Below are 26780 nucleotides of genomic sequence, written 5' to 3' on the forward strand. Positions count from 1 at the left end.
GGTGGCGTATATTACGCTTTCCTCTTTCAGAGTCAACCCCTTTTTCAGAAGTTTTTCTCCGGCGATTCAGGCTTCGCTGAACCGCTCAACACCGCGTGGCGTAAGCCGTTGTGCCGTGTCGATGGAGGCGCATTATAGGGATCCGAATCGGATGCACAAGCCTTTTTTGGATCTTTTTTTCTGGTTGCTGACTTTTCGTTCTTTTCGCTGCGATCTTATGCGATCCGATGAAAATTGCCGCACAATATCAAAGATAGTGAGGGGAGATTTCCGCTACGCTGCCCTAACCCTTATTAAGGAGAATGAGTATGTCTGCAGTTTTACGCCCATTTAAACAAACTTTTCCGCACACGGGTGAGCGGGTCATGGTTGATGCCACCAGCGTAGTGATCGGCGACGTGACGCTGGGGGATGATGTCAGCGTCTGGCCGCTGGTTGCGATACGCGGCGACGTAAATAAAGTCGTGATTGGCAAACGCAGCAACATTCAGGACGGCAGCGTTCTTCATGTCACCCATAAATCAGCCAGTCAGCCAGATGGCTTCCCGCTGATTATCGGCGAAGAGGTGACTGTCGGGCATAAAGCCATGCTGCATGGCTGCACGATAGGCAACCGCGTACTGGTGGGGATGGGTTCTATTCTGCTCGATGGGGTTATAGTAGAAGATGATGTAATGATTGGCGCTGGCAGCCTGGTGCCGCCCGGGAAGCGTCTGGAAAAAGGTTACCTCTATCTTGGCAGCCCGGTGAAACAGATTCGCCCTCTTAATGAGAAAGAGCTTGAAGGGCTGCGCTACTCGGCCAACAATTACGTCCGCTGGAAAGATGATTATCTGGCTCAGGAGAGCCAAACCCAGCCCTGACTATCTTCCTGTTGGTCTTCAATCAGACTTTGCGCCTGATCCTCCAAATCCCAGCGGTGACGACGAAAGATTTCCAGCGGTTCCCCTTCCTCCAGGAACCGCTGGCGTAGTTCTTTCACTGTAATCGCACAGGTAAGCTGAAAGCCGTTAACCATCGCAGGAAAACAGATTGCCTGCTGCGCCTCATCCCAGTTTTCTCTGTCAGGAAACTGTATCGCCTGATTCACTTCGCCAATTCCTGCTGCAAACGGCTGATTACCGGCGTTACGTCAGGCAGAACACCATGCCAAAGCAAGAAAGCGTGCGCCGCCTGTCCCACCAGCATGCCAAGTCCATCCGCCATTGCCGTCGCGCCAGAATGCTGACACCAGCGTAAAAAAGGCGTAGGTCCATGTTGATAGAACATATCGTAGCAACGCGTATCGGCACTGATTAAAGAAGCTGGAATGGCAGGGATATCTCCGCTTACGCCGCTTGAAGTCGCGTTGATAACCAAGTCAAAACGTTCATTCGTCAACGCCGCCAACGATAAAGCTGTAATTTCACCCGTATGAGCAAACGCCCGGGCAAGTTCGCTAGCCCGCTCTGGCGTGCGGTTAGTTACCGTTAATGCGCAACCAAGAGAAAGCAAAGGCAGGATCACCCCGCGCGCCGCGCCGCCGGCGCCAATCAGCAGTATCCTGTCGTTCGGCCTGATAAGCGAAAGCCTCTGCAGATCGCTGAGCAGGCCTATGCCGTCGGTGTTATCGCCCAACAGACTGCCATCCTGACGTTTGTGTAACGTATTGACGGCGCCAGCTAACGCAGCCCGCTCCGTTAATTCGTCCGCCAGCTCATATGCCTGCTGTTTAAAAGGCAGCGTTACGTTGGCGCCTTTCCCTCCCAGCTCCAGAAAATGTCGAACGCATTGGGTAAAGCCATCAAGAGGCGCTAATAGCGTGCCATAACGATGTTCAATACCTGTTTGCTCAGCAAAGCAGCGATGAATCAACGGTGATTTGCTGTGAGCAATTGGATGGCCGATAACAACGAAATTATCCATAGCTTATCCCTGGCGAATAATGTCGCCGCTGATAATATCGCGAATTTCAGAAGGATTAATACGACCGCCAGTTTCGCCCTGCAACACCGGAAATTGCTCGCCAAACTGCTGCAGTACTTCCTTAACGTTACGGCAAGGCGGCTGGCCGCTCAGGTTAGCGCTGGTAGAAACCAGCGGTTTGCCAAATGCCCGGCAGAGTTGCTGCACCAGAGGGTGATCGCTAACGCGTACCGCTAAAGAATCAAAACGCCCCGTTAACCAGCGCGGCGTTTGCGACGGCGCAGGCAAAACCCAGGTGACCGGGCCTGGCCAGGTAGCAAACATTCTTTCGCGCTGTTCCACCGAAAGTTCCCGGTCGGCGATATAAGGTTCCAGCTGCTGATAATCCGCAGCGATCAAAATCAGCCCTTTTTCAACCGGACGCTGCTTAAACGCCAGCAGCTGCATGACCGCTTGTTCACTATCCGGGTCGCAACCCAGGCCAAATACTGCTTCGGTTGGATAAGCGATCACAGCTTGCTGCTGAAGTTGTGCAACGCACCAATCAAGATTTCCGGGCATAGGTTCTTTATTCACTGCTGTTTCCTGCACTAACGGGTTTGCCGCAGGCTTTACTGGCGCAAAAGCGTTTTAAACCGTGAGCGGTCTTTTTCTCAATTAATAAGGGAAAATGGCAAAAGGCGCACGTTCCCTCTTTTGGCGTGAAATTCACTGCAAACTGGCAATCTGGATAGCGATCGCAGGCGTGAAAGGTTTTGCCGAAACGTGAACGGCGCTGGACCAGGTGTCCTTGCTGACACTGCGGACAGCTAATGCTGGTTTCATCCGGACGATCGATCATTTCTGTGTGGTCGCATTCAGGATATCGGCTACAGCCGATAAACATGCCGTACCGCCCCTGGCGTAATACCAGATCGGCCTGACAGCGCGGACATTGCTGTCCTTCCAGGACTTTAATGATATGCCCATCCGATTGGTTTTTCAGCGGACGAATATAATCACACTCTGGATAATGCGAACAACCAAGAAAAGGACCGTGCTTCCCGGAGCGAATAACGAGATCTGCCCCACAGGTGGGGCAGGATTCATGTTTTCGCACTGTGAAAAGTGCTGGTTTACTCATTGCGATATGTCACTGTTAAATAACTCAGTGCAATATTCCTTCATTGACGTCGAAAAGTAGCTCTTCCATCTGCTGATAGGCGTTTTCACATCCTGGGATGTTGAACAGCACCATTAGCACGACCCATTTGAGATCTTCCAGATCGAATTCAAGCGTATCCAGAGCCATAACCCGTTCAATAACCATTTCACGCGTTTCCAGATTTAATACCTGGATTTGCTCAAGGAACAGAATGAATCCGCGGCAGCTGGCATCAAGACGCTGACATTCTTGCTCTGTATAAATACGCATCGAGAGCGGATCGGTGGTTAACAGTATCGGAGCAACGAGGCCGTCTTGATAGTCTGCTAATTTTTCCAACCAGTTCAACGCATTATAAATATCATCACGATGGAACCCGGCATCAGCCAGATCATCCGTCAGTTTATCCTGATCAACGCGCATTTCTGCTTCGCTGTGGATATAAGTTTCAAACAAGTACATTAGTACGTCGAACATGGCCTGCCCTCCTCAATCGGACATAGCCGCCGGGTACAGCTGCGATCCACCCTGCTAACTCCAGCTCAAGCAGCTTAGCTATGATGGCTGGCACAGGTTGGCCGGCACGTTCAGCGACGACGTCAACAGGTGTAACCTCATCTCCTACGTTAGCCAACACGTCGGCAAATGGCAATGGAGCATCAGCATTGTCTGAAGAATTAATTCCATTCTGTGCAGAAAGCGGTAGCCAATACAGCGAACTGTTGAGCTGCTCAAGGATATTATTCGGATGAGCCACCAACAACGCGCCCTGCTGGATTAGCCAGTGTCCGCCCTCGCTATCAGGGCTGCCCAGCGGCCCCGGCAAGGCGTAAACATCCCGGTTCTGCTCCAGTGCGTAGCGCGCCGTCACCAGCGATCCGCTTCGTAAAGACGCTTCCACTACCAGCACACCCAGGCTAAGTCCGCTAATAATGCGATTGCGTCGTGGGAAATTATGAGGATAAGGCAAGGTATAGAGAGGGAATTCCGAAACCAGCGCGCCGCCGGCGGCAACAATCTCTTCTGCGAGCCGCTTGTGATTAGTCGGATAAAGCTGGCTCAGACCGCTGCCCAACACCGCGATCGTTTTGCCTTTTACCGCCAGCGCTCCCCGATGTGCCACCGCATCAATGCCGCGCGCCAGCCCGCTGGTAATGGTGAGGCCGCTTAAGGCGAGATGCTGAGCAAAGTAATCTCCCCACTGACGTCCATAATGGGAGGCGTTGCGGCTTCCGATCACGGCAAGCTGCGAAGTCGACAGCAGATGGGGATCGCCGTAAACCATTATTGCCGCCGGGTAACGCGCGATGTCTCTTAGCTGCGGCGGATACAGAGGATCGTCGGCCGTCACTAAATAGTGTCCCGGTAGTTCAAGCCAACGCAAAGCCTGCTCAATCCGCTCATGCGGGATCGTTTGAAAAGCCTGAATCTGAGCAGAATCGAGTCCTGCGGCGGCACCCCCTTGCGGATCGCTATGCGCGCCGTGAATCAACGTCCGCGCCGCTTGCAGCATTTTGTCGCCGCACAGTCCCTTTACGCCCATCAGGCGCAGCCATACTTCCGCAGCAGTCATTTGATCTTCCTTTTCAGCGTGCGCCAGCCCCCGCTTTCCCTTGCCCGCAATGCTGTCAATCAACGTGCGAAATGTCTACAATAAGAGGCAACGATGGTTTCTTCTCTGAACACAGATCTGGAAAGTTATGTCAGTTTTGCAAGTATTACATTATCCCGACGATCGCCTTCGCATCGTCGCGCAGCCGGTAGCGGAAGTGAATGCGGATATTCAGCGCATCGTAGATGATATGTTCGAAACGATGTATGCCGAAGAAGGCATCGGCCTAGCTGCTACGCAAGTAGATATTCACCAGCGCATCATCGTTATCGATGTCTCAGAAAACCGTGATGAGCGTTTGGTGCTGATCAACCCTGAACTGCTGGAAGAGAGCGGTGAAACCGGGATTGAAGAAGGCTGCCTGTCTATCCCTGAACAGCGAGCGCTGGTACCCCGCTCTGAACGTGTAAAAGTTCGCGCATTGGATCGTGAAGGGAAACCTTTCGAACTGGAGGCCGATGGGCTCCTGGCGATCTGTATTCAGCATGAAATGGATCACCTGGTCGGCAAACTGTTTATCGATTATCTCTCTCCGTTAAAGCGCCAGCGTATTCGTCAAAAACTGGAAAAACTAGCCCGCCTTAATGCGCGTGCTTCCTGATAGTTAAGGAATAGCGTGTCCGATTCTCTGAAGATTATTTTTGCCGGCACTCCTGACTTTGCAGCGCGTCATCTTGACGCGCTGTTGTCGTCTGAGCATCAGGTAGTTGGCGTATTCACTCAGCCCGATCGTCCTGCCGGCCGCGGTAATAAACTAACGCCCAGTCCGGTAAAGGTACTTGCACAGCAGCATAACCTGCCCGTATTTCAGCCCAAATCGCTGCGTCCGGCGGAAAGCCAACAGTTAGTAGCCGATCTGCAGGCTGACGTGATGGTGGTAGTGGCTTACGGCCTGATTCTGCCACAGGCGGTGCTGGATATGCCTCGTCTGGGCTGTATTAATGTTCATGGCTCATTGCTTCCACGCTGGCGCGGCGCAGCACCTATCCAGCGCTCGCTGTGGGCTGGCGACAACGAAACTGGCGTAACCATCATGCAGATGGATGCGGGTCTTGATACCGGCGCCATGTTGTTGAAACTTACCTGCCCTATCACTGCGGCAGATACCAGCGCTACTCTGTACGACAAACTGGCTGCGTTGGGGCCGCAAGGCCTGCTGACGACGCTTACCGGATTAAGTAAGGGCAGTATTAAACCTCAGGTGCAGGATGACGCCATCGCTACCTATGCCGAAAAGCTGAGTAAAGAAGAAGCGCGTCTCGACTGGTCCCTCTCTGCGGTTCAACTTGAACGCTGCATTCGCGCCTTCAATCCCTGGCCGGTGAGCTACTTCAGCATTGAAGAACAGCCGGTCAAAGTATGGCAGGCGGAAGCGCTGCCGCAGCGGGGCGCTTATGCGCCAGGAGAAATTGTCGCGGCGGATAAGCATGGCATCCAGGTGGCCACTGCGGAAGGCATCCTCAATATCCAGATGCTACAGCCCGCCGGCAAAAAAGTGATGTCGGCCCAGGATATTCTGAACTCACGCCGCGAGTGGTTTACGCCCGGTACTCGCCTCGCCTGATCCCAAGCCCGGTTATTACGCCGGGCTTGATTTATTGATGATTCAACTATGAAAAAAACGATCAATCTCCGCAGCCTCGCGGCACAGACCCTTGAGCGAGTGGTAGAACAGGGACAGTCGCTAAGTAATCTGCTGCCGGCGGCGCAAAAAAATCTTTCTGATAAAGACAGCGCACTATTGCAGGAGATCTGCTTCGGCGTTTTACGTACTTTGCCGCTGCTGGAAACCGCGATCCAACAGCTGATGTCGCGCCCTTTAACCGGCAAGCAGCGTACGCTGCATTTCCTGATTATGGTCGGCCTTTATCAGTTGATCTATACGCGTATTCCTCCTCATGCCGCTTTGGCTGAGACGGTAGAAGGCGCAGCCGTTTTAAAGCGCCAGCAGTTAAAAGGTTTGATTAATGGCGTTCTGCGCCAGTTCCAGCGTCAGCAGGAAACTTTACTGCCGGAACTGGAAGCGGGTCCACAGCGGTTTCTGCATCCAGCCTGGCTGTTAAAGCGTTTGCAGCTGGCATGGCCTGAACAGTGGCAACACATCGTTGAGGCAAATAATCAGCGGCCGCCAATGTGGCTGCGCGTGAATCGTCAGCACCATACGCGTGAGCAGTGGCTGGCGCTGTTACAGGAGAGCGGCAATAACGCAACGCCGCATCCTCTCTATCCTGATGCGTTAATGCTGGAAAACCCGACGGCGGTAGGACAGCTGCCCGGCTTCGATCGCGGATGGGTTACCGTACAGGACGCCTCGGCTCAGGGATGTGTCACCTACCTTGAGCCGCAAAACGGAGAGTATATTCTTGATCTGTGCGCCGCGCCCGGCGGCAAAACCACCCATATACTTGAGGCCGCGCCTGAAGCCAGCGTAATGGCGGTCGATGTGGATGCGCAGCGTCTGAAACGCGTATATGAGAATTTGCAGCGCCTGAATATGCAGGCGGACGTCAAGCAGGGCGATGGCCGTTTTCCACAGCAGTGGTGCGACGATGTGCAGTTCGATCGCATTCTGCTGGATGCCCCCTGCTCCGCGACTGGCGTGATCCGCCGCCACCCTGATATCAAATGGCTGCGACGCGATCGCGATATCCCGGAATTAGCAGCGCTACAGCGTGAAATTCTGGATGCTGTCTGGCCTCATCTGAAGCCCGGCGGTACGTTGGTTTACGCGACCTGCTCGGTACTGCCGGAAGAGAACCATATTCAGATTGAGCAGTTTCTTGAACGTCACGCCGACGCCGAACATATTCCTTTGTCGGAAGGCCCGTATGCCGGATTGCAGAGTTTTCCGCACCCTCAGGGCGGCGATGGATTCTTTTACGCTAAGCTAATAAAAAAATAATGTGGCATGCGCTGCGACAACCCATAAGTTGAAACAACGATGAAGATAATCATTCTCGGAGCCGGTCAGGTTGGCGGCACGCTGGCTGAAAACCTGGTTGGTGAAAATAACGATATCACCGTAGTGGATACGGATGCGACGCGTCTGCGCCAGCTGCAGGATAAATTTGATCTGCGCGTTGTGCAGGGACATGGTTCTCATCCACGCATCCTGCGCGAAGCGGGAGCGCAGGATGCGGATATGCTGGTTGCCGTAACCAGTTCCGACGAAACCAACATGATCGCCTGTCAGGTCGCCTATACGCTATTCAATACGCCTAACCGTATCGCGCGTATTCGGGCTGCAGATTACATACGCGATGCAGAAAAGCTGTTTATCCCGGAAGCGGTGCCGATCGATCATCTAATCTCGCCAGAACAGCTGGTCATAGACAATATCTACCGCCTGATTGAATATCCTGGCGCGCTGCAGGTGGTCAACTTTGCCGAAGGTAAAGTTAGCCTGGCGGTAGTCAAAGCCTATTATGGCGGCCCGCTTATCGGCAACGCGTTGTCGATAATGCGCGAGCATATGCCGCACATCGATACCCGCGTCGCTGCGATTTTCCGCCAGGATCGCCCTATTCGCCCTCAGGGATCAACCATTGTCGAAGCGGGCGATGAAGTTTTCTTCATCGCAGCCAGCCAGCATATTCGTGCGGTAATGAGCGAGATGCAGCGCCTTGAAAAACCCTATAAGCGCATTATGCTGGTCGGCGGAGGCAATATCGGCTATGGCCTCGCGCAACGGTTGGAAAAAAATTACAGCGTAAAATTGATCGAACGCAGTCAGCAGCGCGCGGCGGAACTGGCGGAGCGGTTGCAGGATACCATCGTCTTTTATGGCGACGCCTCGGATCAGGAGCTGCTGGCCGAAGAGCATATCGATCAGGTCGATCTTTTTATCGCCGTTACCAACGACGATGAAGCGAATATTATGTCGGCGATGCTGGCTAAAAAAATGGGCGCCAAAAAAGTCATGGTGCTGATCCAGCGGCGCGCCTATGTCGATCTGGTGCAGGGCAGCGTAATCGATATTGCGATCTCTCCGCAGCAGGCTACGATTTCCGCACTGTTGGGCCATGTGCGCAAAGCAGATATTGTCAGCGTCTCCTCTTTACGCCGCGGCGTCGCCGAAGCGATCGAAGCGATTGCTCATGGTGACGAAACAACCTCACGCGTTGTCGGCCGCCTGGTTGAAGATATCAAACTGCCACCCGGTACCATTATTGGTGCGATAGTGCGCGGTGATGATGTCATGATCGCTAATAACAATTTGCGTATCGAACAGGGCGACCATGTCATCATGTTTCTTACCGATAAAAAATACGTACCTGATGTTGAACGGCTTTTCCAGCCAAGCCCTTTCTTTCTGTAATTGAACGAACAGCAGCTCTGCCTGCTGTTCACCCGTTTTCGCAGTGTGATAATTCAGCGCTTCGTCAATTGTCCATGGCAAAGTGTGATTCGTTTGTTAGAATTTATGCTTTGGCAAGAGAAAGGAGCTGTTTATGAGTTTTTTCAAAGAATTCCGTGATTTTGCTATGCGTGGCAATGTGGTGGATCTCGCCGTTGGTGTGATCATTGGCGCAGCCTTCGGCAAAATCGTCTCATCGCTGGTTGCAAACATCATTATGCCGCCATTGGGACTGCTGATTGGCGGAGTGGACTTTAAACAATTTAAATGGGTGCTTAAACCAGCGCAGGGAGAAACACCGCCGGTAGTAATGGAATACGGTATCTTTCTGCAGAATATTTTCGACTTCATCATCATCGCCTTTGCTATTTTCATCGCGATTAAACTGATGAATAAACTGCACAAGAAGAAAGAAGTTGAAAAACCAGCAGCTAAACCCAGTGCAGAAGAGACCTTGTTAACGGAAATCCGTGATTTGCTTAAACAACAAAGTAATAAGGTGTAATGCTGCCAGCAATAGAATGCCATTGCGCGACTGTAGAATGAGTCTCGATCGCCCTGTCATTAAGCAGAAGGCCAGTAGTAAAGTTCGCTTTACCACTGGCCTCCCACCCCGCTTTTTTGTTGTGTTTATCTTTACGTCGATAGCTACCCTTTCCTTTGACATTCACTTCAACACGCATTTTAAATAACGGATCGTGAAGCAGCGCTTCAACGGCGTTGTCTTTAATCTTGCCTTTTTTATGCTGGTAAACTGACATGATATCTCCTCGTTAAATGTCGGTTATGTATATAGAATGTCTTTGGCTTAAATTCAAGATAATGTACATCTATTTTGTCCCGCTCACTTTCTGATATAGCGTAAATCACCCTCGCGACCCTTAGAATCTCCGACGAAACATCATTTATTTATCCTCAAGACGTTGTCTGATGGCTGCATGATACGCCCCGGAAAGAAAATCCGTACTCATACCCGCCTGTTTGAGCTTTATTTCTAAAAGTCGCAGGCGTTTGGCATAGCCCTCACGCGCGCTATCTTCCAGATCCAACCCCTGTAGAAGATCGTTTATTTCCAATGCCTCACGACGTAACTCCAGCTCCGGGGGCAGGTAGCCAGCATTTTTTAACAGACGGTAACCTGCGCGCAGTTCAGGGGGAACGTGACTGTCATCATCCAGAACCAGCGGCGCGCCTTCACCGGGCAAGTCTGTTAGCTCGCCTTTTTCCTGCGCTTCACGGATATGTTGTTCGGCAAGCCGATCGATAAGCCACATAGGATGTGCTCCTGAGAAATTGCAAATTCATAGCATAGCGTAGAACGGGAAGGGGCGAAGCGAGGCTAAAAAAAAGAAATAAAAAAACCGGGCACCAGGCCCGGTTTCTTTAATATACAGCAGATTACTCTGCTGCAGCTTCTGCTTGAGCTTCTGGACGATCAACCAGCTCGATGTAAGCCATCGGAGCGTTGTCACCAGCGCGGAAGCCACACTTCAGAATACGAGTGTAACCACCGGCACGGCTCGCGAAACGCGGGCCCAGCTCGTTAAACAGTTTTGCCACGATCTCGTTATCACGAGTACGGGCGAATGCCAGACGACGATTAGCTACGCTGTCGGTCTTGGCAAGAGTAATCAGCGGCTCAACTACGCGACGCAGCTCTTTCGCTTTCGGCAGGGTCGTCTTGATGATCTCATGACGAACCAAAGAGCCGGCCATGTTGCGGAACATAGCCTGACGATGGCTGCTGTTGCGGTTCAGTTGACGACCACTCTTACGATGGCGCATGACCTTATCCTTCTCAGTAAAACCTTAACCTGCGATCTGGTTATTCATCAGCAATGCTTGCCGGCGGCCAATTTTCCAGGCGCATGCCCAGAGAAAGACCACGTGAAGCCAGCACGTCTTTAATCTCAGTAAGAGATTTTTTACCCAGGTTAGGCGTTTTAAGTAGCTCAACCTCGGTACGCTGTACCAGATCACCGATGTAGTGGATAGCTTCTGCCTTAAGGCAGTTAGCAGAGCGGACAGTCAATTCCAGATCGTCAACAGGGCGCAGCAGGATCGGATCGAATTCTGGTTTCTCTTCTTTAACTTCCGGCTGACGTACGTCACGCAGGTCAACGAAAGCTTCCAGTTGTTCAGCCAGAATGGTAGCCGCACGACGAATCGCCTCTTCAGGATCGATAGTGCCGTTGGTTTCCATCTCGATGACCAGCTTATCCAGGTCGGTACGCTGTTCTACACGCGCAGCTTCAACATTGTAGGCGATACGGTCTACAGGGCTATAGCAGGCGTCGACCAACAGACGGCCGATTGGGCGCTCATCTTCTTCCGAATGAATTCGGGCAGAAGCCGGCACATAACCACGGCCACGCTGAACTTTGATGCGCATATTAATAGATGCGTTTTCATCGGTCAGATGGCAGATCACGTGCTGCGGCTTGACGATTTCGACATCACCATCATGGGTGATGTCGGCTGCAGTCACAGGGCCAATGCCAGATTTATTCAGAGTAATGATGACTTCATCTTTACCCTGAACTCTTACCGCCAGCCCTTTCAGGTTAAGCAGGATTTCCAGGATATCTTCCTGTACGCCCTCTTTGGTGCTGTACTCATGAAGTACACCATCAATCTCAACCTCGGTCACCGCGCAACCCGGCATGGATGACAGCAGAATACGGCGCAGTGCGTTACCAAGAGTATGGCCAAAGCCACGCTCTAAAGGCTCAAGGGTCACCTTGGCGTGCGTCGAACTCAATTGCTCGATATCTACCAGGCGCGGTTTTAGAAACTCTGTCACAGAACCCTGCATTGTGTCCTCTCTTTGGTACTAAGCTTTACTTGGAGTAAAGCTCGACGATCAGGTGTTCGTTAATGTCCGCAGACAGATCGGTACGTTCAGGAATACGCTTGAACACACCTTCCATCTTAGTTGCATCAACTTCCAGCCAGGTTGGCTTTTCACGCTGCTCAGCCAGCTCCAGAGCGGCTTTCACGCGAGACTGCTTTTTGGCTTTCTCGCGGATGCTGACTACGTCATTCGGAGATACCTGATAAGAAGCGATGTTAACAACGCGGCCGTTTACCATGATAGATTTATGGCTAACCAGCTGACGTGCTTCTGCACGAGTAGCGCCAAAGCCCATACGGTAAACTACGTTGTCCAGACGACCTTCCAGCAGAGCCAACAGGTTTTCACCGGTGTTGCCTTTCAGACGTGCTGCTTCTTTATAATAGTTACGGAACTGACGCTCCAGCACGCCGTAGATACGACGAACTTTTTGCTTTTCACGTAACTGACCGCCGTAGTCAGACAGACGCGGTTTACGCGCACCATGCTGGCCAGGGGCTTGTTCAATCTTACACTTGGAATCAATCGCGCGAACGCCAGACTTCAGGAATAAGTCTGTGCCCTCACGACGGCTCAGCTTGAGCTTAGGACCCAAATATCTTGCCATTTTCTTTCTCCAACTATCCTAAAAACGTGCGTTATACGCGACGTTTTTTCGGCGGACGACAACCGTTGTGAGGGATCGGAGTCACATCAGTAATGTTCGTGATGCGGAAACCTGCGGCGTTCAGAGCACGAATGGTAGATTCGCGACCCGGACCCGGACCCTTAACCATAACTTCCAGGTTCTTAATACCGTAATCTTTCACGGCCTCTGCGCAACGCTCAGCAGCAACCTGTGCAGCGAACGGCGTAGATTTACGAGAACCACGGAAGCCGGAACCACCGGCTGTTGCCCAACCCAGTGCGTTACCCTGACGGTCAGTAATGGTAACGATGGTGTTGTTAAAAGACGCATGGACATGAGCCACGCCATCTGAGACTTGTTTTCTTACACGCTTACGTGCACGAACTGGTGCCTTTGCCATTATTCAATCACCCCGATTATTTCTTGATCGGTTTGCGCGGACCCTTACGGGTACGGGCGTTGGTCTTAGTACGCTGACCGCGCACTGGCAGACCACGACGATGACGCAAACCGCGATAGCAACCAAGGTCCATCAGACGTTTGATGCTCATGCTAACTTCACGGCGCAGATCACCTTCAACGACAAATTTGGCAACTTCGTCACGCAGCGTGTCGATTTGTTCTTCAGACAGCTCACTGATCTTAACATCTTCAGCGATACCCGCAGCAGCACAGATGGCCTTGGAGCGAGTCTTGCCGACGCCGTAGATCGAAGTTAACGCGATCACAGCATGTTTCTGATCAGGAATGTTAATGCCTGCTATACGGGCCACTATGCACTCCTATAAATTATATATGCGCCCCATGCTGAAAAGCCCGTTTTCAGGATACTCAAATGGAAACGCACAGACATACAAAAGATTGGCTGGCTAATCTAGCCAGCTCAACCCGACTTTGCAAGAAAAATATGCGAGAAAATCAGCCCTGGCGCTGTTTGTGCTTAGGCTCGGCACTGCAAATCACGCGTACAACGCCGTCGCGACGGATGATTTTGCAGTTACGACATAATTTCTTGACGGAAGCACGAACTTTCATTTTTACTCTCCGTAACTTCTCAAGCGCCTGATCAGCGGCTATAGCCTTTCAGGTTTGCTTTCTTCAATGCAGACTCGTACTGACTGGACATCATCAGAGTTTGCACTTGAGCCATAAAGTCCATGATGACCACAACGACGATAAGCAGTGAGGTTCCACCGAAGTAGAACGGTACCTTCATCGCATCACGCATGAACTCCGGGATCAGGCAGATGAAAGTAATGTAGAGCGCACCGACCAGCGTCAGACGCGTCATCACTTTATCGATGTACTTCGCCGTTTGCTCTCCCGGACGAATTCCTGGTACAAATGCACCAGACTTCTTCAGGTTATCTGCTGTTTCACGCGGGTTGAAAACCAACGCCGTATAGAAGAAACAGAAGAAGATGATTGCAGTCGCATAGAGTAGCACATAAAGCGGTTGGCCTGGCTGCAAATACATTGAAATAGTTGTCAGCCAGTTCCATCCTGTGCCGCCGCCAAACCAAGAAGCAATGGTGGCCGGGAACAGGATAATGCTGGAGGCGAAAATAGCCGGGATAACCCCTGCCATGTTCACTTTCAGCGGTAAATGTGTACTCTGCGCAGCATAGACACGACGGCCTTGCTGACGTTTCGCATAGTTCACCACAATGCGGCGTTGACCACGCTCAACGAAAACAACGAAGAAGGTCACTGCAAATACGAGAACTGCAACCAACAGCAACAGAAGGAAGTGCAGGTCGCCTTGCCGCGCTTGCTCGATGGTATGGCCAATGGCCGGCGGAAGACCCGCAACGATACCCGCAAAGATTATGATGGAGATACCGTTGCCGATACCCCGCTCAGTAATCTGTTCGCCCAGCCACATCAGGAACATGGTTCCCGTCACCAGGCTCACAACAGCGGTAAAATAGAAGGCAAAGCCCGGATTCATCACCAGGCCCTGCATTCCAGGCATATTCGGCAGACCGGTAGCAATACCGATCGACTGAAAAATCGCCAATACCAGAGTGCCGTAACGGGTGTACTGGCTAATCTTACGACGGCCAGCCTCCCCTTCTTTCTTAATTTCTGCCAGGGCGGGATGAACCACCGTCAGCAGCTGGATAATAATCGACGCCGAAATATACGGCATGATACCCAGAGCAAAGATAGAAGCACGGCTTAAAGCACCACCAGAGAACATGTTAAACATTTCAATAATGGTGCCACGCTGTTGCTCAAGCAGTTTGGCAAGTACAGTGGCATCGATACCAGGGATCGGAATAAAAGAGCCAATGCGGAATACAATCAGCGCACCGATGACAAACAAAAGTCTGCGTTTCAGTTCGCCGAAACCGCCCTTGGCACTTTGAAAATCTAATCCTGGTTGCTTAGCCATCTGCTACTTATTCCTCAATTTTACCGCCAGCAGCTTCGATTGCAGCACGAGCGCCTTTAGTGACACGCAGACCGCGAACCGTTACCGGTGCAGAAACTTCGCCAGACAGAATCACTTTCACGAATTCGATCTGAGTACCGATGATGTTCGCTGCTTTCAGCGTATTCAGGTCAACGATACCGCCTTCCACTTTCGCCAGCTCGTTCAGACGAACTTCCGCCGTCACCATTGCTTTGCGAGAAGTGAAACCGAATTTCGGCAGACGACGGTACAGAGGCATCTGACCGCCTTCGAAACCACGACGTACGCCACCGCCAGAACGAGAATTCTGACCTTTGTGACCGCGGCCGCCGGTTTTACCGAGACCAGAACCGATACCACGACCCAGGCGTTTACCCGCCTGTTTTGAGCCTTCGGCCGGAGACAGAGTATTCAAACGCATCTGTTACTCCTCCACTTTAACCATGTAGGAAACCGCGTTAACCATACCGCGAACAGCAGGCGTATCTTCACGCTCAACGGTGTGGCCAATGCGACGCAGACCCAGGCCAAGCAGCGTTGCCTTATGCTTAGGCAGACGGCCGATTGCACTGCGGGTTTGAGTAATTTTGATCGTCTTTGCCATGGTCAATTACCCCAGAATTTCTTCAACGGATTTACCACGCTTGGCAGCGACCATTTCCGGAGACTTCATATTTTCCAGGCCATCGATAGTTGCACGAACCACGTTAATCGGGTTAGTAGAACCATACGCTTTAGCCAGTACGTTATGAACTCCAGCGACTTCCAGAACGGCGCGCATTGCACCGCCGGCGATGATACCGGTACCTTCAGAAGCCGGCTGCATGAACACACGGGAACCTGTGTGCGCACCTTTAACAGGGTGCTGCAGGGTGCCGTTAGTCAGCGCGACGTTAATCATGTTGCGACGGGCTTTTTCCATCGCTTTCTGGATCGCTGCCGGTACTTCACGCGCTTTACCGTAACCAAAACCAACGCGACCGTTGCCGTCACCCACTACAGTCAGTGCGGTGAAGGAGAAAATACGGCCACCTTTCACAGTTTTAGATACACGGTTTACCGCGATCAGCTTTTCCTGCAGTTCACCAGCTTGTTTCTCGATGTGTGCCATCTTAGACCTCTACCTTAGAACTGAAGGCCAGCTTCACGGGCAGCTTCTGCCAGTGCCTGGACGCGACCATGATATTGGAAACCGGAACGGTCGAAAGCAACGTCTTTGATGCCTTTTTCCAACGCGCGCTCAGCAATAGCTTTACCTACAGCAGACGCAGCGTCTTTATTGCCGGTGTACTTCAGTTGTTCAGAGATAGCTTTTTCTACAGTAGAAGCAGCAACCAGAACTTCAGAGCCGTTCGGGGCGATGACCTGTGCGTAAATGTGACGCGGGGTACGATGTACCACCAGGCGAGTAGCACCCAGCTCTTTGATCTTGCGACGTGCGCGGGTCGCACGACGGATACGAGCAGATTTCTTATCCATAGTGTTACCTTACTTCTTCTTAGCCTCTTTGGTACGCACGACTTCGTCGGCGTAACGAACACCCTTGCCTTTGTAAGGCTCAGGACGACGGTAGGCGCGCAAGTCAGCCGCAACCTGGCCGATCAGCTGTTTATCAGCACCTTTCAGTACGATTTCAGTCTGAGTCGGACATTCTGCAGTGATGCCTGCAGGCAGTTCGTGATCAACCGGGTGAGAAAAACCCAGTGACAGATTCACGACGTTGCCTTTAACGGCTGCACGATAACCTACACCAACCAGCTGCAGCTTCTTAGTGAAGCCTTCGGTAACACCGATAACCATTGCGTTCAGCAGCGCACGGGTAGTACCCGCTTGCGCCCAACCGTCAACGAAACCTTCGCGCGGAGCGAAAGTCAGAGCGTTGTCAGCATGCTTAACTTCAACAGCATTATTGATAGTACGAGTCAGCTCGCCGTTTTTACCTTTGATCGAAATAACCTGACCGTTGAGTTTTACCTCTACGCCGGCAGGAACAACGACAGGTGCTTTAGCAACACGAGACATTTTTTCCTCCGATTAAGCTACGTAGCAGATAATTTCGCCACCAAGACCAGCTTGGCGCGCTGCACGATCAGTCATAACACCTTTAGAGGTAGAAACAACAGCAATACCCAGTCCAGCCATTACCTTCGGCAGCTCATCTTTTTTCTTATAGATGCGCAGGCCAGGACGGCTAACACGTTGAATGCTTTCTACCACAGCTTTACCCTGGAAATACTTAAGAGTCAGTTCCAGTTCCGGCTTGATGTCGCCTTCGATTTTGAAATCTTCAATATAACCTTCTTCCTTCAGCACGTTGGCGATTGCCACTTTCAGCTTGGAGGAAGGCATGGTGACCGCAACTTTGTTCGCGGCCTGACCGTTACGGATACGGGTCAGCATATCCGCGATCGGATCTTGCATGCTCATCTGTCTTTACTCCCGTGATTCAATTGGTGACAATTACCAGCTAGCCTTTTTCAGACCCGGGATTTCACCGCGCATAGCGGCTTCACGGACCTTGATACGGCTCAACCCGAACTTCCGCAGGAAACCATGCGGACGACCTGTTTGACGGCAGCGGTTACGCTGACGAGACGGGCTGGAATCACGCGGCAGACTCTGCAGCTTGAGAACAGCATTCCAACGATCTTCGTCGGAGGCGTTCACATCAGAAATGATCGCTTTCAGTTCAGCGCGTTTCGCGAAGAATTTGTCTGCTAATTTCTCACGCTTGACTTCGCGTGCTTTCATTGATTGCTTAGCCATTAAGTAACCCTACCTTACTTACGGAACGGGAAGTCAAAGGCAGCCAGCAGAGCACGGCCTTCATCATCAGATTTCGCAGTAGTGGTAATGGTGATATCCAAACCACGAACGCGATCGACTTTGTCGTAGTCGATTTCTGGGAAGATGATCTGCTCACGGACGCCCATGCTGTAGTTACCACGACCATCGAAAGACTTGGCGGACAGGCCGCGGAAGTCACGAATACGCGGTACAGCAATAGTGACCAGACGCTCAAAGAACTCCCACATGCGTTCGCCACGCAGAGTTACTTTACAGCCGATCGGATAGCCCTGACGGATTTTGAAGCCTGCAACTGATTTGCGTGCTTTGGTGACCAGCGGTTTTTGACCGGAGATGGCTGCCAGGTCTGCTACTGCGTTATCCAGCAGCTTCTTGTCAGCGATCGCTTCACCAACACCCATGTTCAGGGTGATCTTCTCGACCCGAGGGACTTGCATGACAGAATTGTAGCCAAACTCAGTCATGAGTTTCTTAACTACTTCGTCTTTGTAGTAATCATGCAGTTTCGCCATCGTACTACTCCAAATTACTTGATAGTTTCGCTGTTAGACTTGAAGAAACGGACTTTTTTGCCGTCTTCGAATCTAAAGCCTACACGGTCAGCCTTACCGGTAGCCGCATTGAAGATAGCAACGTTAGAAACCTGAATTGCAGCTTCTTTTTCAACGATGCCGCCCGGTTGGTTCAGAGCCGGAACCGGCTTCTGATGTTTCTTCACCAGGTTGATACCTTCAACAATGACCTTGCCAGAAGACAGGACATTTTTCACTTTACCGCGCTTACCTTTATCTTTGCCGGTCAGCACGATAACTTCGTCATTACGACGGATTTTCGCTGCCATTCTTCGCTCCTTAGAGTACTTCTGGTGCCAGGGAGATAATTTTCATGAACTTTTCGTTACGAAGTTCACGAGTTACCGGCCCAAAAATACGCGTTCCGATCGGCTGCTCGCTGTTATTGTTCAGAATAACGCATGCATTACCATCGAAGCGAATGACAGAACCGTCAGGGCGACGAACACCCTTCCTGGTGCGCACCACTACCGCCTTAAGCACATCACCTTTTTTCACTTTACCACGCGGAATTGCTTCCTTGATGGTAACTTTGATGATGTCGCCTACGCCTGCGTAGCGACGGTGCGAGCCACCCAGAACCTTGATACACATTACGCGACGTGCACCGGAGTTGTCGGCGACGTTCAGCATAGTCTGTTCTTGGATCATTTTAGTGCTCCGCTAATGTCAACTACTACTTCGGGACCCAAACTGCAGGTCGTTAGAAAGCCCCATAATTGAGGGCGCGGCATTATAACACCGGTTCTCGCAGATGGGTAGAAAAAATAAACGGCTCTTGCGAGCCGTTTATCTTATTTTTTAGAGAAGGGGATTCTATTACAGAACCGCTTTCTCTACAACGCGAACCAGCGTCCAGGACTTAGTCTTGGACAGCGGACGGCATTCGCGGATTTCAACCACGTCGCCGATACCGCATTCGTTGTTCTCGTCATGGATGTGCAGCTTAGTCGTACGCTTAATGAATTTACCGTAGATCGGGTGCTTCACGAAACGCTCGATAGCAACAACTGCAGATTTCTGCATTTTGTCACTAACAACACGACCTTGCAGAGTACGGATTTTATCGGTCATTACGCACCCGCCTTCTCAGTCAGTAAAGTCTTAACGCGTGCAACATCACGGCGCACATTCTTCAGCAGATGGGTCTGCTGCAGCTGGCCAGACGCTGCCTGCATGCGCAGGTTAAATTGCTCACGCAGCAGGTTAAGCAGCTCAGTGTTCAGCTCTTCAACGCTTTTTTCACGCAGCTCTTTTGCTTTCATTACATCACCGTCTTAGTAACAAAGGTGGTTTTGATAGGCAGTTTTGCTGCTGCCAGCTTGAAGGCTTCACGGGCCAGCTCTTCCGGTACGCCGTCCATTTCATACAGGACTTTACCCGGCTGGATCAAGGCAACCCAATACTCCACGTTACCTTTACCTTTACCCATACGCACTTCCAGCGGCTTCTCGGTGATCGGTTTGTCCGGGAATACACGGATCCAGATCTTACCTTGACGCTTAACTGCACGGGTCATAGCACGACGTGCTGCTTCGATCTGACGAGCAGTCAGACGACCACGGCCAACAGCTTTCAGACCGAAAGTACCGAAGCTCACATCCGTACCGGCAGCCAGACCACGGTTGCGGCCTTTGTGCACCTTACGGAATTTTGTACGCTTTGGTTGTAACATCAGCGACTCTCCTTACTTACGGCCTTTACGCTGCTGCTTTTTCGGTTGAGCAGCCGGTTTTTCCGGTTGTTCAACAGCAGCCATACCACCCAGGATCTCACCTTTGAAGATCCATACCTTAACGCCGATTACACCATAAGTGGTGTGCGCTTCTGAGGTGTTGTAGTCAATGTCAGCACGCAGAGTGTGCAACGGTACGCGACCTTCGCGGTACCATTCGGTACGTGCGATTTCCGCGCCGCCCAGACGGCCGCTAACTTCAACTTTAATACCTTTGGCGCCCAGACGCATTGCGTTCTGTACAGCACGCTTCATCGCACGACGGAACATCACACGACGCTCCAGCTGAGAAGTGATGCTGTCAGCAACCAATTTCGCGTCCAGTTCCGGTTTACGGACTTCGGCGATATTGATCTGTGCCGGTACGCCAGCGATATTCGCTACGACCGTGCGCAGTTTTTCTACGTCTTCGCCTTTTTTACCGATAACGATGCCTGGGCGAGCGGTGTGAATAGTCACACGGATGCTTTTCGCCGGACGCTCGATAACGATGCGCGATACAGACGCTTTAGCCAGTTCTTTAGTCAGGAACTGACGCACTTTAAAATCGCTGTCCAGGTTGTCAGCGAATTCTTTGGTATTAGCGAACCAGGTAGAGTTCCAGGGTTTAACAATACCCAGTCGAATACCATTAGGATGTACTTTCTGACCCATTGCTAGTCTCCAGAGTCTCAGCGATCGGACACAACCACAGTAATGTGGCTGGTGCGCTTCAGGATGCGATCTGCACGACCTTTCGCACGCGGCATAATGCGCTTCATGCTTGGGCCTTCGTCGACGAAAATTTTCGCGACTTTCAGATCGTCGATATCAGCGCCATCGTTGTGTTCGGCGTTAGCAATGGCAGATTCCAGCACCTTCTTGACCAGTACAGCAGCTTTCTTGTTGGTGTAGGTCAGGATGTCCAGAGCCTGCGACACTTTCTTACCGCGAATCAGGTCAGCCACCAGGCGAACCTTTTGAGCAGAAGAACGAGCGTGGCGATGTTGAGCAATAGTTTCCATCTCTTCCTCCTGCCTTAGCGTTTCTTGGCTTTTTTATCAGCCGCGTGACCGCGATAAGTACGAGTCGGCGCGAATTCACCCAGCTTGTGACCAACCATTTCGTCGGAAACAAAGACAGGTACGTGCTGACGACCATTATGGACAGCGATGGTCAAACCGATCATATTTGGAAAGATCGTTGAACGACGGGACCAAGTGCGCAGGGGCTTCTTGTCACCGCTTTCCACCGCTTTCTCTACCTTCTTCAGCAAGTGCAGGTCAATAAAAGGACCTTTCTTGAGAGAACGTGGCATGGCTTATCCTCTAATATTATTTGCTACGGCGACGTACGATAAATTTATCAGTACGCTTGTTGCTACGGGTCTTCTTACCTTTGGTCTGAACGCCCCACGGAGTGACCGGGTGCTTACCAAAGTTACGACCTTCACCACCACCGTGCGGGTGATCTACTGGGTTCATCGCAGTACCGCGAACGGTCGGACGAACACCACGCCAGCGGGCAGCACCTGCTTTACCCAGAACGCGCAGCATGTGCTCAGCGTTACCGACTTCGCCCAGGGTTGCGCGGCAGTCAGCTTCGACTTTACGCATTTCGCCTGAACGCAGACGCAGGGTTACGTAGGAACCTTCACGCGCAACGATCTGCACGTAAGTACCAGCAGAACGCGCAATCTGGCCGCCCTTGCCTGGTTTCATTTCTACGTTATGCACGGTGGAACCAACTGGGATGTTACGCATCGGCAGGGTGTTACCTGCTTTGATCGCAGCATCAACGCCAGACTGAATCTGGTCGCCAGCTTTCAGGCCTTTAGGGGCCAGGATATAACGGCGCTCGCCGTCTTTGTACAGAACCAGCGCGATGTTCGCGGAACGGTTCGGATCGTACTCAAGACGTTCAACAACAGCCGGGATACCATCTTTGTTGCGTTTAAAGTCAACCAGACGGTAAGCCTGCTTATGACCACCACCGATGTGACGGGTAGTGATGCGGCCATTGTTGTTACGGCCACCGGATTTGCTGTTTTTTTCCAGCAGCGGAGCAAATGGTTTGCCCTTGTGCAGCTCTGGGTTCACCACTTTAACTACGTGGCGACGACCCGGAGATGTCGGTTTACATTTAACAATTGCCATTGTTCTTCTCCTCCGACTTACTCTGCGCCGCCGACGAAGTCCAGATTCTGGCCTTCTTTCAGGGTGACGTAAGCTTTCTTCCAGTCGCTACGACGACCAATACGCTGTCCATGACGCTTCACCTTGCCTTTAACGACCAGGGTGTTGACGTCTTTGACTTCAACTTCAAACAGTTTCTGCACAGCGGCTTTGATTTCTGCTTTGGACGCGTCTTTCGCAACTTTGAGAACGATGGTGTTGGTTTTTTCCATCGCAGTAGACGCTTTTTCAGAAACGTGCGGCGCGCGCAGCACTTTCAGCAGACGTTCTTCACGGATCATGCCAGCATCTCCTCAACTTGCTTAACTGCGTCAGCAGTCATAACGACTTTGTCGAAGGCGATCAGGCTAACCGGATCGATACCCGCTGCATCGCGCACGTCAACCTTGTACAGGTTACGCGCAGCCAGGAACAGATTTTCATCCAGTTCACCGGTGATGATCAGCACGTCTTCCAGCGCCATATCTTTCAGTTTCTGTGCCAGCAGCTTGGTTTTCGGCGCTTCTACAGAGAACTTCTCGACAACGATCAGACGATCCTGACGTACCAGCTCGGACAGAATGCTTTTCAGCGCGCCGCGGTACATCTTTTTGTTAACTTTTTGACTGTGATCCTGCGGCTTCGCAGCGAAAGTCACACCACCTGAACGCCAGATCGGGCTCTTAACAGAACCTGAACGCGCACGGCCGGTGCCTTTCTGACGCCACGGCTTCTTGCCAGAACCAGTGACTTCAGCACGGGTTTTCTGAGCACGAGTGCCCTGACGGGCGCCAGCTGCGTAAGCAACAACAACCTGATGTACCAGCGCTTCGTTGAAATCACGACCGAAGGTAGTTTCGGAAACAGTCAGCGCGCTTTGCGCGTCTTTCATTACTAATTCCATTCCTCGCCCCCTCACGCCTTAACAGCTGGTTTAACGATCAGGTCGCTACCGGTTGCGCCCGGGACAGCACCTTTAACCAGCAGCAGGTTGCGCTCAGCGTCAACACGTACTACGTCCAGGCTCTGAACGGTTACACGCTCATTACCCAGCTGACCTGCCATTTTTTTGCCTTTAAACACTTTGCCCGGAGTCTGGTTCTGACCGATAGAACCCGGAACGCGGTGAGACAAGGAGTTACCGTGGGTAGCATCCTGGGTACGGAAGTTCCAGCGCTTAACAGTACCGGCGAAACCTTTACCTTTGGACGTACCAGTCACGTCAACTTTTTTAACGTCAGCGAAAATTTCAACGCTGATGTCCTGGCCAACGGTATATTCTTCACCTTCAGCGGTGCGGAATTCCCACAGACCACGGCCAGCTTCTACGCCAGCTTTAGCAAAATGACCTGCTTCAGGTTTGGTCACGCGGTTCGCTTTTTTCGCACCGGTGGTAACCTGGATTGCGCGGTAGCCGTCGCTGTCCAGACCTTTAACCTGAGTAACACGGTTTGCTTCAACTTCGATTACGGTTACAGGGATAGATACGCCTTCTTCAGTGAAGATGCGGGTCATACCCACTTTTTTACCGACTAAACCAATCATTGTTTCAACCTCTCAATCGCTCGATGACCTGATTAACCCAGGCTGATCTGCACGTCTACACCGGCAGCCAGATCCAGACGCATCAGAGCATCAACGGTTTTTTCAGTTGGCTCAACGATGTCAACCAGACGCTTGTGAGTGCGGATTTCGTACTGGTCGCGCGCGTCTTTGTTAACGTGCGGGGAGATCAGAACGGTAAAGCGCTCTTTGCGGGTCGGCAGCGGGATCGGACCACGCACCTGCGCACCAGTGCGCTTGGCGGTCTCAACGATTTCCGCGGTTGATTGATCGATCAGACGATGATCAAACGCTTTAAGACGGATACGGATTCTTTGGTTCTGCATGAGACCAGAGCTCCAATTATTTTATAAACGAAAAGAATTACTCCTCGCACCCATTACGATTGATGGGGGAGTGTAATCGTTCAGCATATAACTCCCCAATCGGGAGTATTGTCAGGCCGGTCGATATCCGACAAGCCTGCGATTCTGCTCGAATCGCGCCTGCAATATCAGCAGGCCCGCGCATTATACGGGAATTTGTTCAGATAGCAACCCGTCAGGCAGTATGAGAGTGAAAAAGTGGGAGCAGGCGTAGCGATAGGCCGGAGAATGCGCAACGCAGCGATATTTATTGCGCGCAGCTTTCGGCAATGCATTAAAGCCGGACGACAGCCTCAAATGCTCCCTTTACGCTGTGGCCTTTCATCTCTCTCTAAGGAAGGCACTTTACATGATGGTCATTTTGATTTTCGGGCTGGCAGGACTGGTGACAGGCAGCTTTCTTTGTCTGGCAGCCGATCGTTATCGTCCGGAGCTGACGGAACGGCAGTGGCTTCAACGGCTATTTTTTCCTTCTTCCCGCTGCGCCGTCTGTCGGCAGCGGCTTCAGCCAGGCGATCTGATTCCGCTTTATAGCTGGATGCGTTGGCATCGAAGATGTCGTTATTGCCGCCACAAACTTCCGTGGCGGCTCCCTGCCGTCGAGGTACTCGCCAGCCTGCTTTTCTGCCTTTCAGCCTGGCGTGTCCCCTCCCCCGCCGCGCTCATGTTTACCTTATTGCTAAGCGCGGCGCTCCTTCTGCTTAGCCTTATTGACGAACAATATTTGATCTTGCCCGACATATTGACGCTTCCCTTACTCTGGCTTGGCTTGCTTTACCATCTGCTGCTCAACGAGGAGAAACTGCCGACAGCAGTATGCGGAGCATTGCTGGGTTGGCTTTCGCTGTGGTTGCTTTACTGGCTATTCTGGTTATTTCGTCAACGAGAGGGGTTAGGATATGGCGATATGAAGCTGTTTGCAGCGCTGGGCGCCTGGTGTGGCTGGCAGGCCTTGCCTGCTATCGCTACGTTCGCGGCGTTGGGAGGCGTGCTGCTTTTTTGGCATGGCGGGATAAAGAAAGGCGGCGCCGGCGCCGATCGCCAGCTGCCTTTTGGACCCTGCTTATCTCTTGCAGGCTGGGCAGTATTCGTTTGGCACAGTCAGGAAGCGAATATTAGTTTTCTTCTCTAATCTGCGCCTGTAGATAATTCTGGATGCCCATTTTTTGTATCAGGTCCAGCTCGGTTTCCAGCCAGTCAATATGATGCTCTTCGTCAGCGAGGATTTCGATCATCATATCTCGGCTGACGTAGTCGTAGATTTTATCGGCCCAGGCTATCGCTTCCCGCAGATCTTTGGCGCCTTCCAGTTCAAGGGCCAGGTCGCAGCGCAGCATCTCTTCCACATCCTCGCCGATGCGCAGACGGCCTACATCCTGCAAATTAGGCACGCCTTCCAGAAAAAGTATGCGTTCAATGTACTTATCCGCATGCTTCATCTCATCGATCGACTCGTGGTATTCCACGTCGTTCAGGCGCATCAAGCCCCAGTTTTTGAACATCCGCGCATGAAGAAAATACTGATTGATCGCAACTATTTCATTTCCTAAAAGTTTATTCAGATGACTTATGATCTTTGCATCGCCTTTCATTTTCTTTCCTCCGCTTCCAGTTAATTAGAGCGTAGATGTGGTTAGAAAGAAGTCAAAAAAGCAATGGTGAATCTGTGGGTATCTTCAGGCGATCTCTCTATACAGCGTCGGTTGCTGCATCTCTTCATCCATGATTTCACGTACGGCGCGGATGCATTTTCCACACTGTTTTCCAACCGGCACGAAATGACGCAGCTGTTGGATAGATTTAGGCTGATAGCGACGCACAACCTCACGCACGGTTTTATCGCTTATCGCATTACACAGACAGACGTACATTTATCGGCTCCGGTATAATTACTGAGCGCATACTAAATGAGAATGGTTTTTATTTCAATCCTGGGCTTTGTAAGGATATTGAGACAGGCTGTTCAGAAAGGAATAATAAAAAAGGGCGCCGAAGCGCCCTCTTTAACTGAGCAAAAGCCAAAACCTTCGCTCTGCTATCGCTAATTAAGCGATAACGCGTGCTACAACGCCCGCGCCAACGGTACGGCCGCCTTCGCGGATTGCGAAACGCAGACCGTCGTCCATCGCGATCGGGTGGATCAGGGTAACAACCATTTTGATGTTGTCGCCCGGCATAACCATCTCAACGCCTTCCGGCAGTTCAATGGTGCCCGTTACGTCAGTCGTACGGAAGTAGAACTGAGGACGGTAGCCTTTGAAGAACGGAGTGTGACGGCCGCCTTCGTCTTTGGACAGGATGTACACTTCTGATTCGAACTGGGTGTGCGGCTTGATAGAGCCCGGCTTAGCCAGAACCTGGCCACGCTCGATTTCTTCACGCTTGATGCCACGCAGCAGAACGCCGACGTTCTCACCAGCCTGACCCTGATCCAGCAGTTTGCGGAACATTTCAACGCCGGTACAGGTAGATTTCGCGGTATCTTTGATACCCACGATTTCAACTTCTTCACCCACTTTGATCACGCCGCGCTCAACACGACCGGTCACAACGGTACCACGACCAGAGATGGAGAATACGTCTTCGATCGGCAGCAGGAACGGCTTGTCAATCGCGCGCTCTGGTTCCGGGATGTAGGTATCCAGGTGGCCAGCCAGCTCGATGA

At 51.8% G+C, this 26780-nt stretch carries 47 protein-coding genes; 8 read left to right on the forward strand and 39 right to left on the reverse strand.

Translation table 11 applies throughout. From position 1 onward, the window contains the following. Together MYY08_RS08935 and MYY08_RS08940 are read left to right on the forward strand one after the other, a co-directional pair. Positions 1–334 (forward strand): hypothetical protein (locus tag MYY08_RS08935; RefSeq protein ID WP_288013941.1); only part of this gene is annotated, 334 nt, incomplete at its 5' end. After that, a complete protein-coding gene (locus tag MYY08_RS08940; protein WP_038629783.1) occupies positions 309–863 on the forward strand; it encodes a gamma carbonic anhydrase family protein in 555 nt (184 codons plus the stop codon). The genes MYY08_RS08935 and MYY08_RS08940, both read left to right, overlap by 26 nt. On the opposite strand, the gene MYY08_RS08945 is transcribed toward MYY08_RS08940, so the two are convergent. From MYY08_RS08945 to dprA, 6 genes are read right to left on the reverse strand one after another with little or no spacing between them, the layout of a single operon-like run. After that, complete coding sequence (locus tag MYY08_RS08945) at positions 839–1090, reverse strand: DUF1488 family protein (RefSeq protein ID WP_038629782.1); 252 nt, start codon at positions 1088–1090, stop codon at positions 839–841. The genes MYY08_RS08940 and MYY08_RS08945 overlap by 25 nt on opposite strands. Beyond that, complete coding sequence (aroE, locus tag MYY08_RS08950; protein ID WP_288013942.1) at positions 1087–1905, reverse strand: shikimate dehydrogenase; 819 nt, start codon at positions 1903–1905, stop codon at positions 1087–1089. Before aroE ends, MYY08_RS08945 begins: the two co-directional genes overlap by 4 nt. Positions 1906–1908: 3 nt before the next feature. Then, entirely contained in the window at positions 1909–2466 is a 558-nt protein-coding gene (tsaC, locus tag MYY08_RS08955) for an L-threonylcarbamoyladenylate synthase type 1 TsaC (RefSeq protein ID WP_084970648.1), read from the reverse strand. A 7-nt stretch (positions 2467–2473) separates the two neighbouring features. Further along, a complete protein-coding gene (locus tag MYY08_RS08960) occupies positions 2474–3028 on the reverse strand; it encodes a DNA topoisomerase family protein (protein ID WP_071883732.1) in 555 nt (184 codons plus the stop codon). A 24-nt stretch (positions 3029–3052) separates the two neighbouring features. Then, positions 3053–3526: a DUF494 family protein Smg gene (gene smg / locus MYY08_RS08965; protein ID WP_038629780.1), complete on the reverse strand. Its 474-nt coding sequence runs from the start codon at positions 3524–3526 to the stop codon at positions 3053–3055. Continuing rightward, complete coding sequence (dprA, locus tag MYY08_RS08970; RefSeq protein ID WP_084970643.1) at positions 3498–4622, reverse strand: DNA-protecting protein DprA; 1125 nt, start codon at positions 4620–4622, stop codon at positions 3498–3500. Before dprA ends, smg begins: the two co-directional genes overlap by 29 nt. Before the next feature lie 127 nt (positions 4623–4749). On the opposite strand from dprA, the gene def reads away from it, so the two are divergent. The 5 genes from def to mscL all read left to right on the forward strand — a co-directional run bounded on the left by def (position 4750) and on the right by mscL (position 9523). Further along, a complete protein-coding gene (gene def / locus MYY08_RS08975; RefSeq protein ID WP_038629778.1) occupies positions 4750–5262 on the forward strand; it encodes a peptide deformylase in 513 nt (170 codons plus the stop codon). A 15-nt stretch (positions 5263–5277) separates the two neighbouring features. Continuing rightward, positions 5278–6225: a methionyl-tRNA formyltransferase gene (gene fmt, locus MYY08_RS08980; RefSeq protein WP_038629777.1), complete on the forward strand. Its 948-nt coding sequence runs from the start codon at positions 5278–5280 to the stop codon at positions 6223–6225. A 48-nt stretch (positions 6226–6273) separates the two neighbouring features. Next, a complete protein-coding gene (gene rsmB / locus MYY08_RS08985) occupies positions 6274–7563 on the forward strand; it encodes a 16S rRNA (cytosine(967)-C(5))-methyltransferase RsmB (protein WP_038629775.1) in 1290 nt (429 codons plus the stop codon). Positions 7564–7602: 39 nt separating this feature from the next. Beyond that, the gene (gene trkA / locus MYY08_RS08990; protein WP_038629774.1) at positions 7603–8979 is read left to right on the forward strand and encodes a Trk system potassium transporter TrkA; all 1377 of its coding nucleotides are present in this window, start codon (positions 7603–7605) and stop codon (positions 8977–8979) included. Between the two features lie 133 nt (positions 8980–9112). Then, the gene (gene mscL / locus MYY08_RS08995; RefSeq protein WP_038629773.1) at positions 9113–9523 is read left to right on the forward strand and encodes a large-conductance mechanosensitive channel protein MscL; all 411 of its coding nucleotides are present in this window, start codon (positions 9113–9115) and stop codon (positions 9521–9523) included. On the opposite strand, the gene MYY08_RS09000 is transcribed toward mscL, so the two are convergent. The 30 genes from MYY08_RS09000 to rpsJ all read right to left on the reverse strand — a co-directional run bounded on the left by MYY08_RS09000 (position 9498) and on the right by rpsJ (position 24076). Then, a complete protein-coding gene (locus tag MYY08_RS09000; RefSeq protein WP_081981851.1) occupies positions 9498–9779 on the reverse strand; it encodes an alternative ribosome-rescue factor A in 282 nt (93 codons plus the stop codon). The two genes, mscL and MYY08_RS09000, sit on opposite strands and share 26 nt — an antisense overlap. A 144-nt stretch (positions 9780–9923) precedes the next feature. Beyond that, a complete protein-coding gene (locus MYY08_RS09005; RefSeq protein ID WP_038629772.1) occupies positions 9924–10292 on the reverse strand; it encodes a DnaJ family domain-containing protein in 369 nt (122 codons plus the stop codon). 124 nt (positions 10293–10416) lie between these two features. Continuing rightward, positions 10417–10803 (reverse strand): 50S ribosomal protein L17, encoded by a 387-nt coding sequence (gene rplQ / locus MYY08_RS09010; protein ID WP_003850180.1) that lies wholly within the window; start codon positions 10801–10803, stop codon positions 10417–10419. Positions 10804–10843: 40 nt separating this feature from the next. Continuing rightward, positions 10844–11833, reverse strand: coding sequence for a DNA-directed RNA polymerase subunit alpha (locus MYY08_RS09015; protein ID WP_038629771.1), 990 nt, complete (start codon positions 11831–11833; stop codon positions 10844–10846). Positions 11834–11858: 25 nt separating this feature from the next. After that, positions 11859–12479 (reverse strand): 30S ribosomal protein S4, encoded by a 621-nt coding sequence (rpsD, locus tag MYY08_RS09020; RefSeq protein ID WP_038629769.1) that lies wholly within the window; start codon positions 12477–12479, stop codon positions 11859–11861. A gap of 31 nt (positions 12480–12510) precedes the next feature. Further along, positions 12511–12900, reverse strand: a complete 390-nt coding sequence (rpsK, locus tag MYY08_RS09025) for a 30S ribosomal protein S11 (RefSeq protein ID WP_004160563.1) — start codon at positions 12898–12900, stop codon at positions 12511–12513. Positions 12901–12916: 16 nt separating this feature from the next. Then, on the reverse strand, positions 12917–13273 hold the full coding sequence (gene rpsM / locus MYY08_RS09030; protein WP_008457189.1) for a 30S ribosomal protein S13: 357 nt from the start codon (positions 13271–13273) through the stop codon (positions 12917–12919). A gap of 145 nt (positions 13274–13418) precedes the next feature. Further along, positions 13419–13535, reverse strand: coding sequence for a 50S ribosomal protein L36 (gene rpmJ / locus MYY08_RS09035; protein ID WP_004160566.1), 117 nt, complete (start codon positions 13533–13535; stop codon positions 13419–13421). A gap of 31 nt (positions 13536–13566) precedes the next feature. Further along, positions 13567–14898 carry a preprotein translocase subunit SecY gene (gene secY, locus MYY08_RS09040; protein ID WP_084970645.1) on the reverse strand — a complete coding sequence of 444 codons (1332 nt, stop codon included), beginning with the start codon at positions 14896–14898 and terminating at the stop codon, positions 13567–13569. A 7-nt stretch (positions 14899–14905) separates the two neighbouring features. After that, positions 14906–15340 carry a 50S ribosomal protein L15 gene (rplO, locus tag MYY08_RS09045; RefSeq protein WP_038629767.1) on the reverse strand — a complete coding sequence of 145 codons (435 nt, stop codon included), beginning with the start codon at positions 15338–15340 and terminating at the stop codon, positions 14906–14908. A 3-nt stretch (positions 15341–15343) separates the two neighbouring features. Continuing rightward, on the reverse strand, positions 15344–15523 hold the full coding sequence (gene rpmD, locus MYY08_RS09050; protein WP_004846568.1) for a 50S ribosomal protein L30: 180 nt from the start codon (positions 15521–15523) through the stop codon (positions 15344–15346). A 6-nt stretch (positions 15524–15529) separates the two neighbouring features. Further along, a complete protein-coding gene (rpsE, locus tag MYY08_RS09055; RefSeq protein ID WP_038629766.1) occupies positions 15530–16030 on the reverse strand; it encodes a 30S ribosomal protein S5 in 501 nt (166 codons plus the stop codon). Between the two features lie 14 nt (positions 16031–16044). Beyond that, positions 16045–16398: a 50S ribosomal protein L18 gene (rplR, locus tag MYY08_RS09060; protein ID WP_038629765.1), complete on the reverse strand. Its 354-nt coding sequence runs from the start codon at positions 16396–16398 to the stop codon at positions 16045–16047. Positions 16399–16407: 9 nt separating this feature from the next. Then, positions 16408–16941: a 50S ribosomal protein L6 gene (rplF, locus tag MYY08_RS09065; protein ID WP_038629764.1), complete on the reverse strand. Its 534-nt coding sequence runs from the start codon at positions 16939–16941 to the stop codon at positions 16408–16410. A gap of 12 nt (positions 16942–16953) precedes the next feature. After that, a complete protein-coding gene (gene rpsH, locus MYY08_RS09070) occupies positions 16954–17346 on the reverse strand; it encodes a 30S ribosomal protein S8 (RefSeq protein WP_017374146.1) in 393 nt (130 codons plus the stop codon). A 33-nt stretch (positions 17347–17379) separates the two neighbouring features. Beyond that, entirely contained in the window at positions 17380–17685 is a 306-nt protein-coding gene (gene rpsN, locus MYY08_RS09075; RefSeq protein WP_038629763.1) for a 30S ribosomal protein S14, read from the reverse strand. A 14-nt stretch (positions 17686–17699) separates the two neighbouring features. Further along, complete coding sequence (gene rplE / locus MYY08_RS09080; RefSeq protein ID WP_038629762.1) at positions 17700–18239, reverse strand: 50S ribosomal protein L5; 540 nt, start codon at positions 18237–18239, stop codon at positions 17700–17702. Between the two features lie 14 nt (positions 18240–18253). Continuing rightward, on the reverse strand, positions 18254–18568 hold the full coding sequence (gene rplX / locus MYY08_RS09085; RefSeq protein ID WP_038629761.1) for a 50S ribosomal protein L24: 315 nt from the start codon (positions 18566–18568) through the stop codon (positions 18254–18256). Between the two features lie 10 nt (positions 18569–18578). Then, on the reverse strand, positions 18579–18950 hold the full coding sequence (rplN, locus tag MYY08_RS09090; RefSeq protein ID WP_038629760.1) for a 50S ribosomal protein L14: 372 nt from the start codon (positions 18948–18950) through the stop codon (positions 18579–18581). A gap of 168 nt (positions 18951–19118) precedes the next feature. Next, positions 19119–19373 carry a 30S ribosomal protein S17 gene (rpsQ, locus tag MYY08_RS09095; protein ID WP_013510766.1) on the reverse strand — a complete coding sequence of 85 codons (255 nt, stop codon included), beginning with the start codon at positions 19371–19373 and terminating at the stop codon, positions 19119–19121. Beyond that, positions 19373–19564, reverse strand: coding sequence for a 50S ribosomal protein L29 (rpmC, locus tag MYY08_RS09100; RefSeq protein ID WP_038629759.1), 192 nt, complete (start codon positions 19562–19564; stop codon positions 19373–19375). Before rpmC ends, rpsQ begins: the two co-directional genes overlap by 1 nt. Next, positions 19564–19974, reverse strand: coding sequence for a 50S ribosomal protein L16 (gene rplP, locus MYY08_RS09105; RefSeq protein ID WP_008927134.1), 411 nt, complete (start codon positions 19972–19974; stop codon positions 19564–19566). Before rplP ends, rpmC begins: the two co-directional genes overlap by 1 nt. Positions 19975–19986: 12 nt before the next feature. Next, positions 19987–20688: a 30S ribosomal protein S3 gene (gene rpsC / locus MYY08_RS09110; RefSeq protein WP_038629758.1), complete on the reverse strand. Its 702-nt coding sequence runs from the start codon at positions 20686–20688 to the stop codon at positions 19987–19989. Between the two features lie 17 nt (positions 20689–20705). Further along, positions 20706–21038 (reverse strand): 50S ribosomal protein L22, encoded by a 333-nt coding sequence (gene rplV, locus MYY08_RS09115; RefSeq protein ID WP_007891659.1) that lies wholly within the window; start codon positions 21036–21038, stop codon positions 20706–20708. Between the two features lie 14 nt (positions 21039–21052). Next, complete coding sequence (gene rpsS / locus MYY08_RS09120; RefSeq protein WP_004929772.1) at positions 21053–21331, reverse strand: 30S ribosomal protein S19; 279 nt, start codon at positions 21329–21331, stop codon at positions 21053–21055. A 16-nt stretch (positions 21332–21347) separates the two neighbouring features. Further along, positions 21348–22169, reverse strand: coding sequence for a 50S ribosomal protein L2 (gene rplB / locus MYY08_RS09125; protein WP_038629757.1), 822 nt, complete (start codon positions 22167–22169; stop codon positions 21348–21350). Positions 22170–22186: 17 nt separating this feature from the next. Continuing rightward, positions 22187–22489: a 50S ribosomal protein L23 gene (gene rplW, locus MYY08_RS09130; protein ID WP_038629756.1), complete on the reverse strand. Its 303-nt coding sequence runs from the start codon at positions 22487–22489 to the stop codon at positions 22187–22189. Continuing rightward, on the reverse strand, positions 22486–23091 hold the full coding sequence (rplD, locus tag MYY08_RS09135; RefSeq protein WP_038629755.1) for a 50S ribosomal protein L4: 606 nt from the start codon (positions 23089–23091) through the stop codon (positions 22486–22488). The genes rplW and rplD overlap by 4 nt, the downstream gene beginning before the upstream one ends. Positions 23092–23102: 11 nt before the next feature. Beyond that, positions 23103–23732, reverse strand: a complete 630-nt coding sequence (gene rplC, locus MYY08_RS09140; RefSeq protein ID WP_038629754.1) for a 50S ribosomal protein L3 — start codon at positions 23730–23732, stop codon at positions 23103–23105. Positions 23733–23764: 32 nt separating this feature from the next. Continuing rightward, positions 23765–24076 (reverse strand): 30S ribosomal protein S10, encoded by a 312-nt coding sequence (gene rpsJ, locus MYY08_RS09145; protein WP_001181005.1) that lies wholly within the window; start codon positions 24074–24076, stop codon positions 23765–23767. Between the two features lie 388 nt (positions 24077–24464). On the opposite strand from rpsJ, the gene MYY08_RS09150 reads away from it, so the two are divergent. Further along, entirely contained in the window at positions 24465–25247 is a 783-nt protein-coding gene (locus MYY08_RS09150; protein WP_052133999.1) for a prepilin peptidase, read from the forward strand. Here the strand turns inward: MYY08_RS09150 and bfr are convergent. From bfr to MYY08_RS09165, 3 genes are all read right to left on the reverse strand, one after another. Continuing rightward, entirely contained in the window at positions 25231–25707 is a 477-nt protein-coding gene (bfr, locus tag MYY08_RS09155) for a bacterioferritin (protein ID WP_038629753.1), read from the reverse strand. The genes MYY08_RS09150 and bfr overlap by 17 nt on opposite strands. Positions 25708–25791: 84 nt before the next feature. Further along, positions 25792–25986 carry a bacterioferritin-associated ferredoxin gene (bfd, locus tag MYY08_RS09160; RefSeq protein ID WP_038629751.1) on the reverse strand — a complete coding sequence of 65 codons (195 nt, stop codon included), beginning with the start codon at positions 25984–25986 and terminating at the stop codon, positions 25792–25794. Positions 25987–26160: 174 nt separating this feature from the next. Next, positions 26161–26780, reverse strand: a 620-nt coding sequence (locus tag MYY08_RS09165) for an EF-Tu C-terminal domain-related protein (protein ID WP_288013943.1), incomplete at its 5' end; no start/stop codon positions are given.

It is taken from the genome of Mixta sp. (assembly GCF_024610815.1).
GTDB classification, from domain to species: Bacteria; Pseudomonadota; Gammaproteobacteria; order Enterobacterales; family Enterobacteriaceae; genus Mixta; species Mixta calida.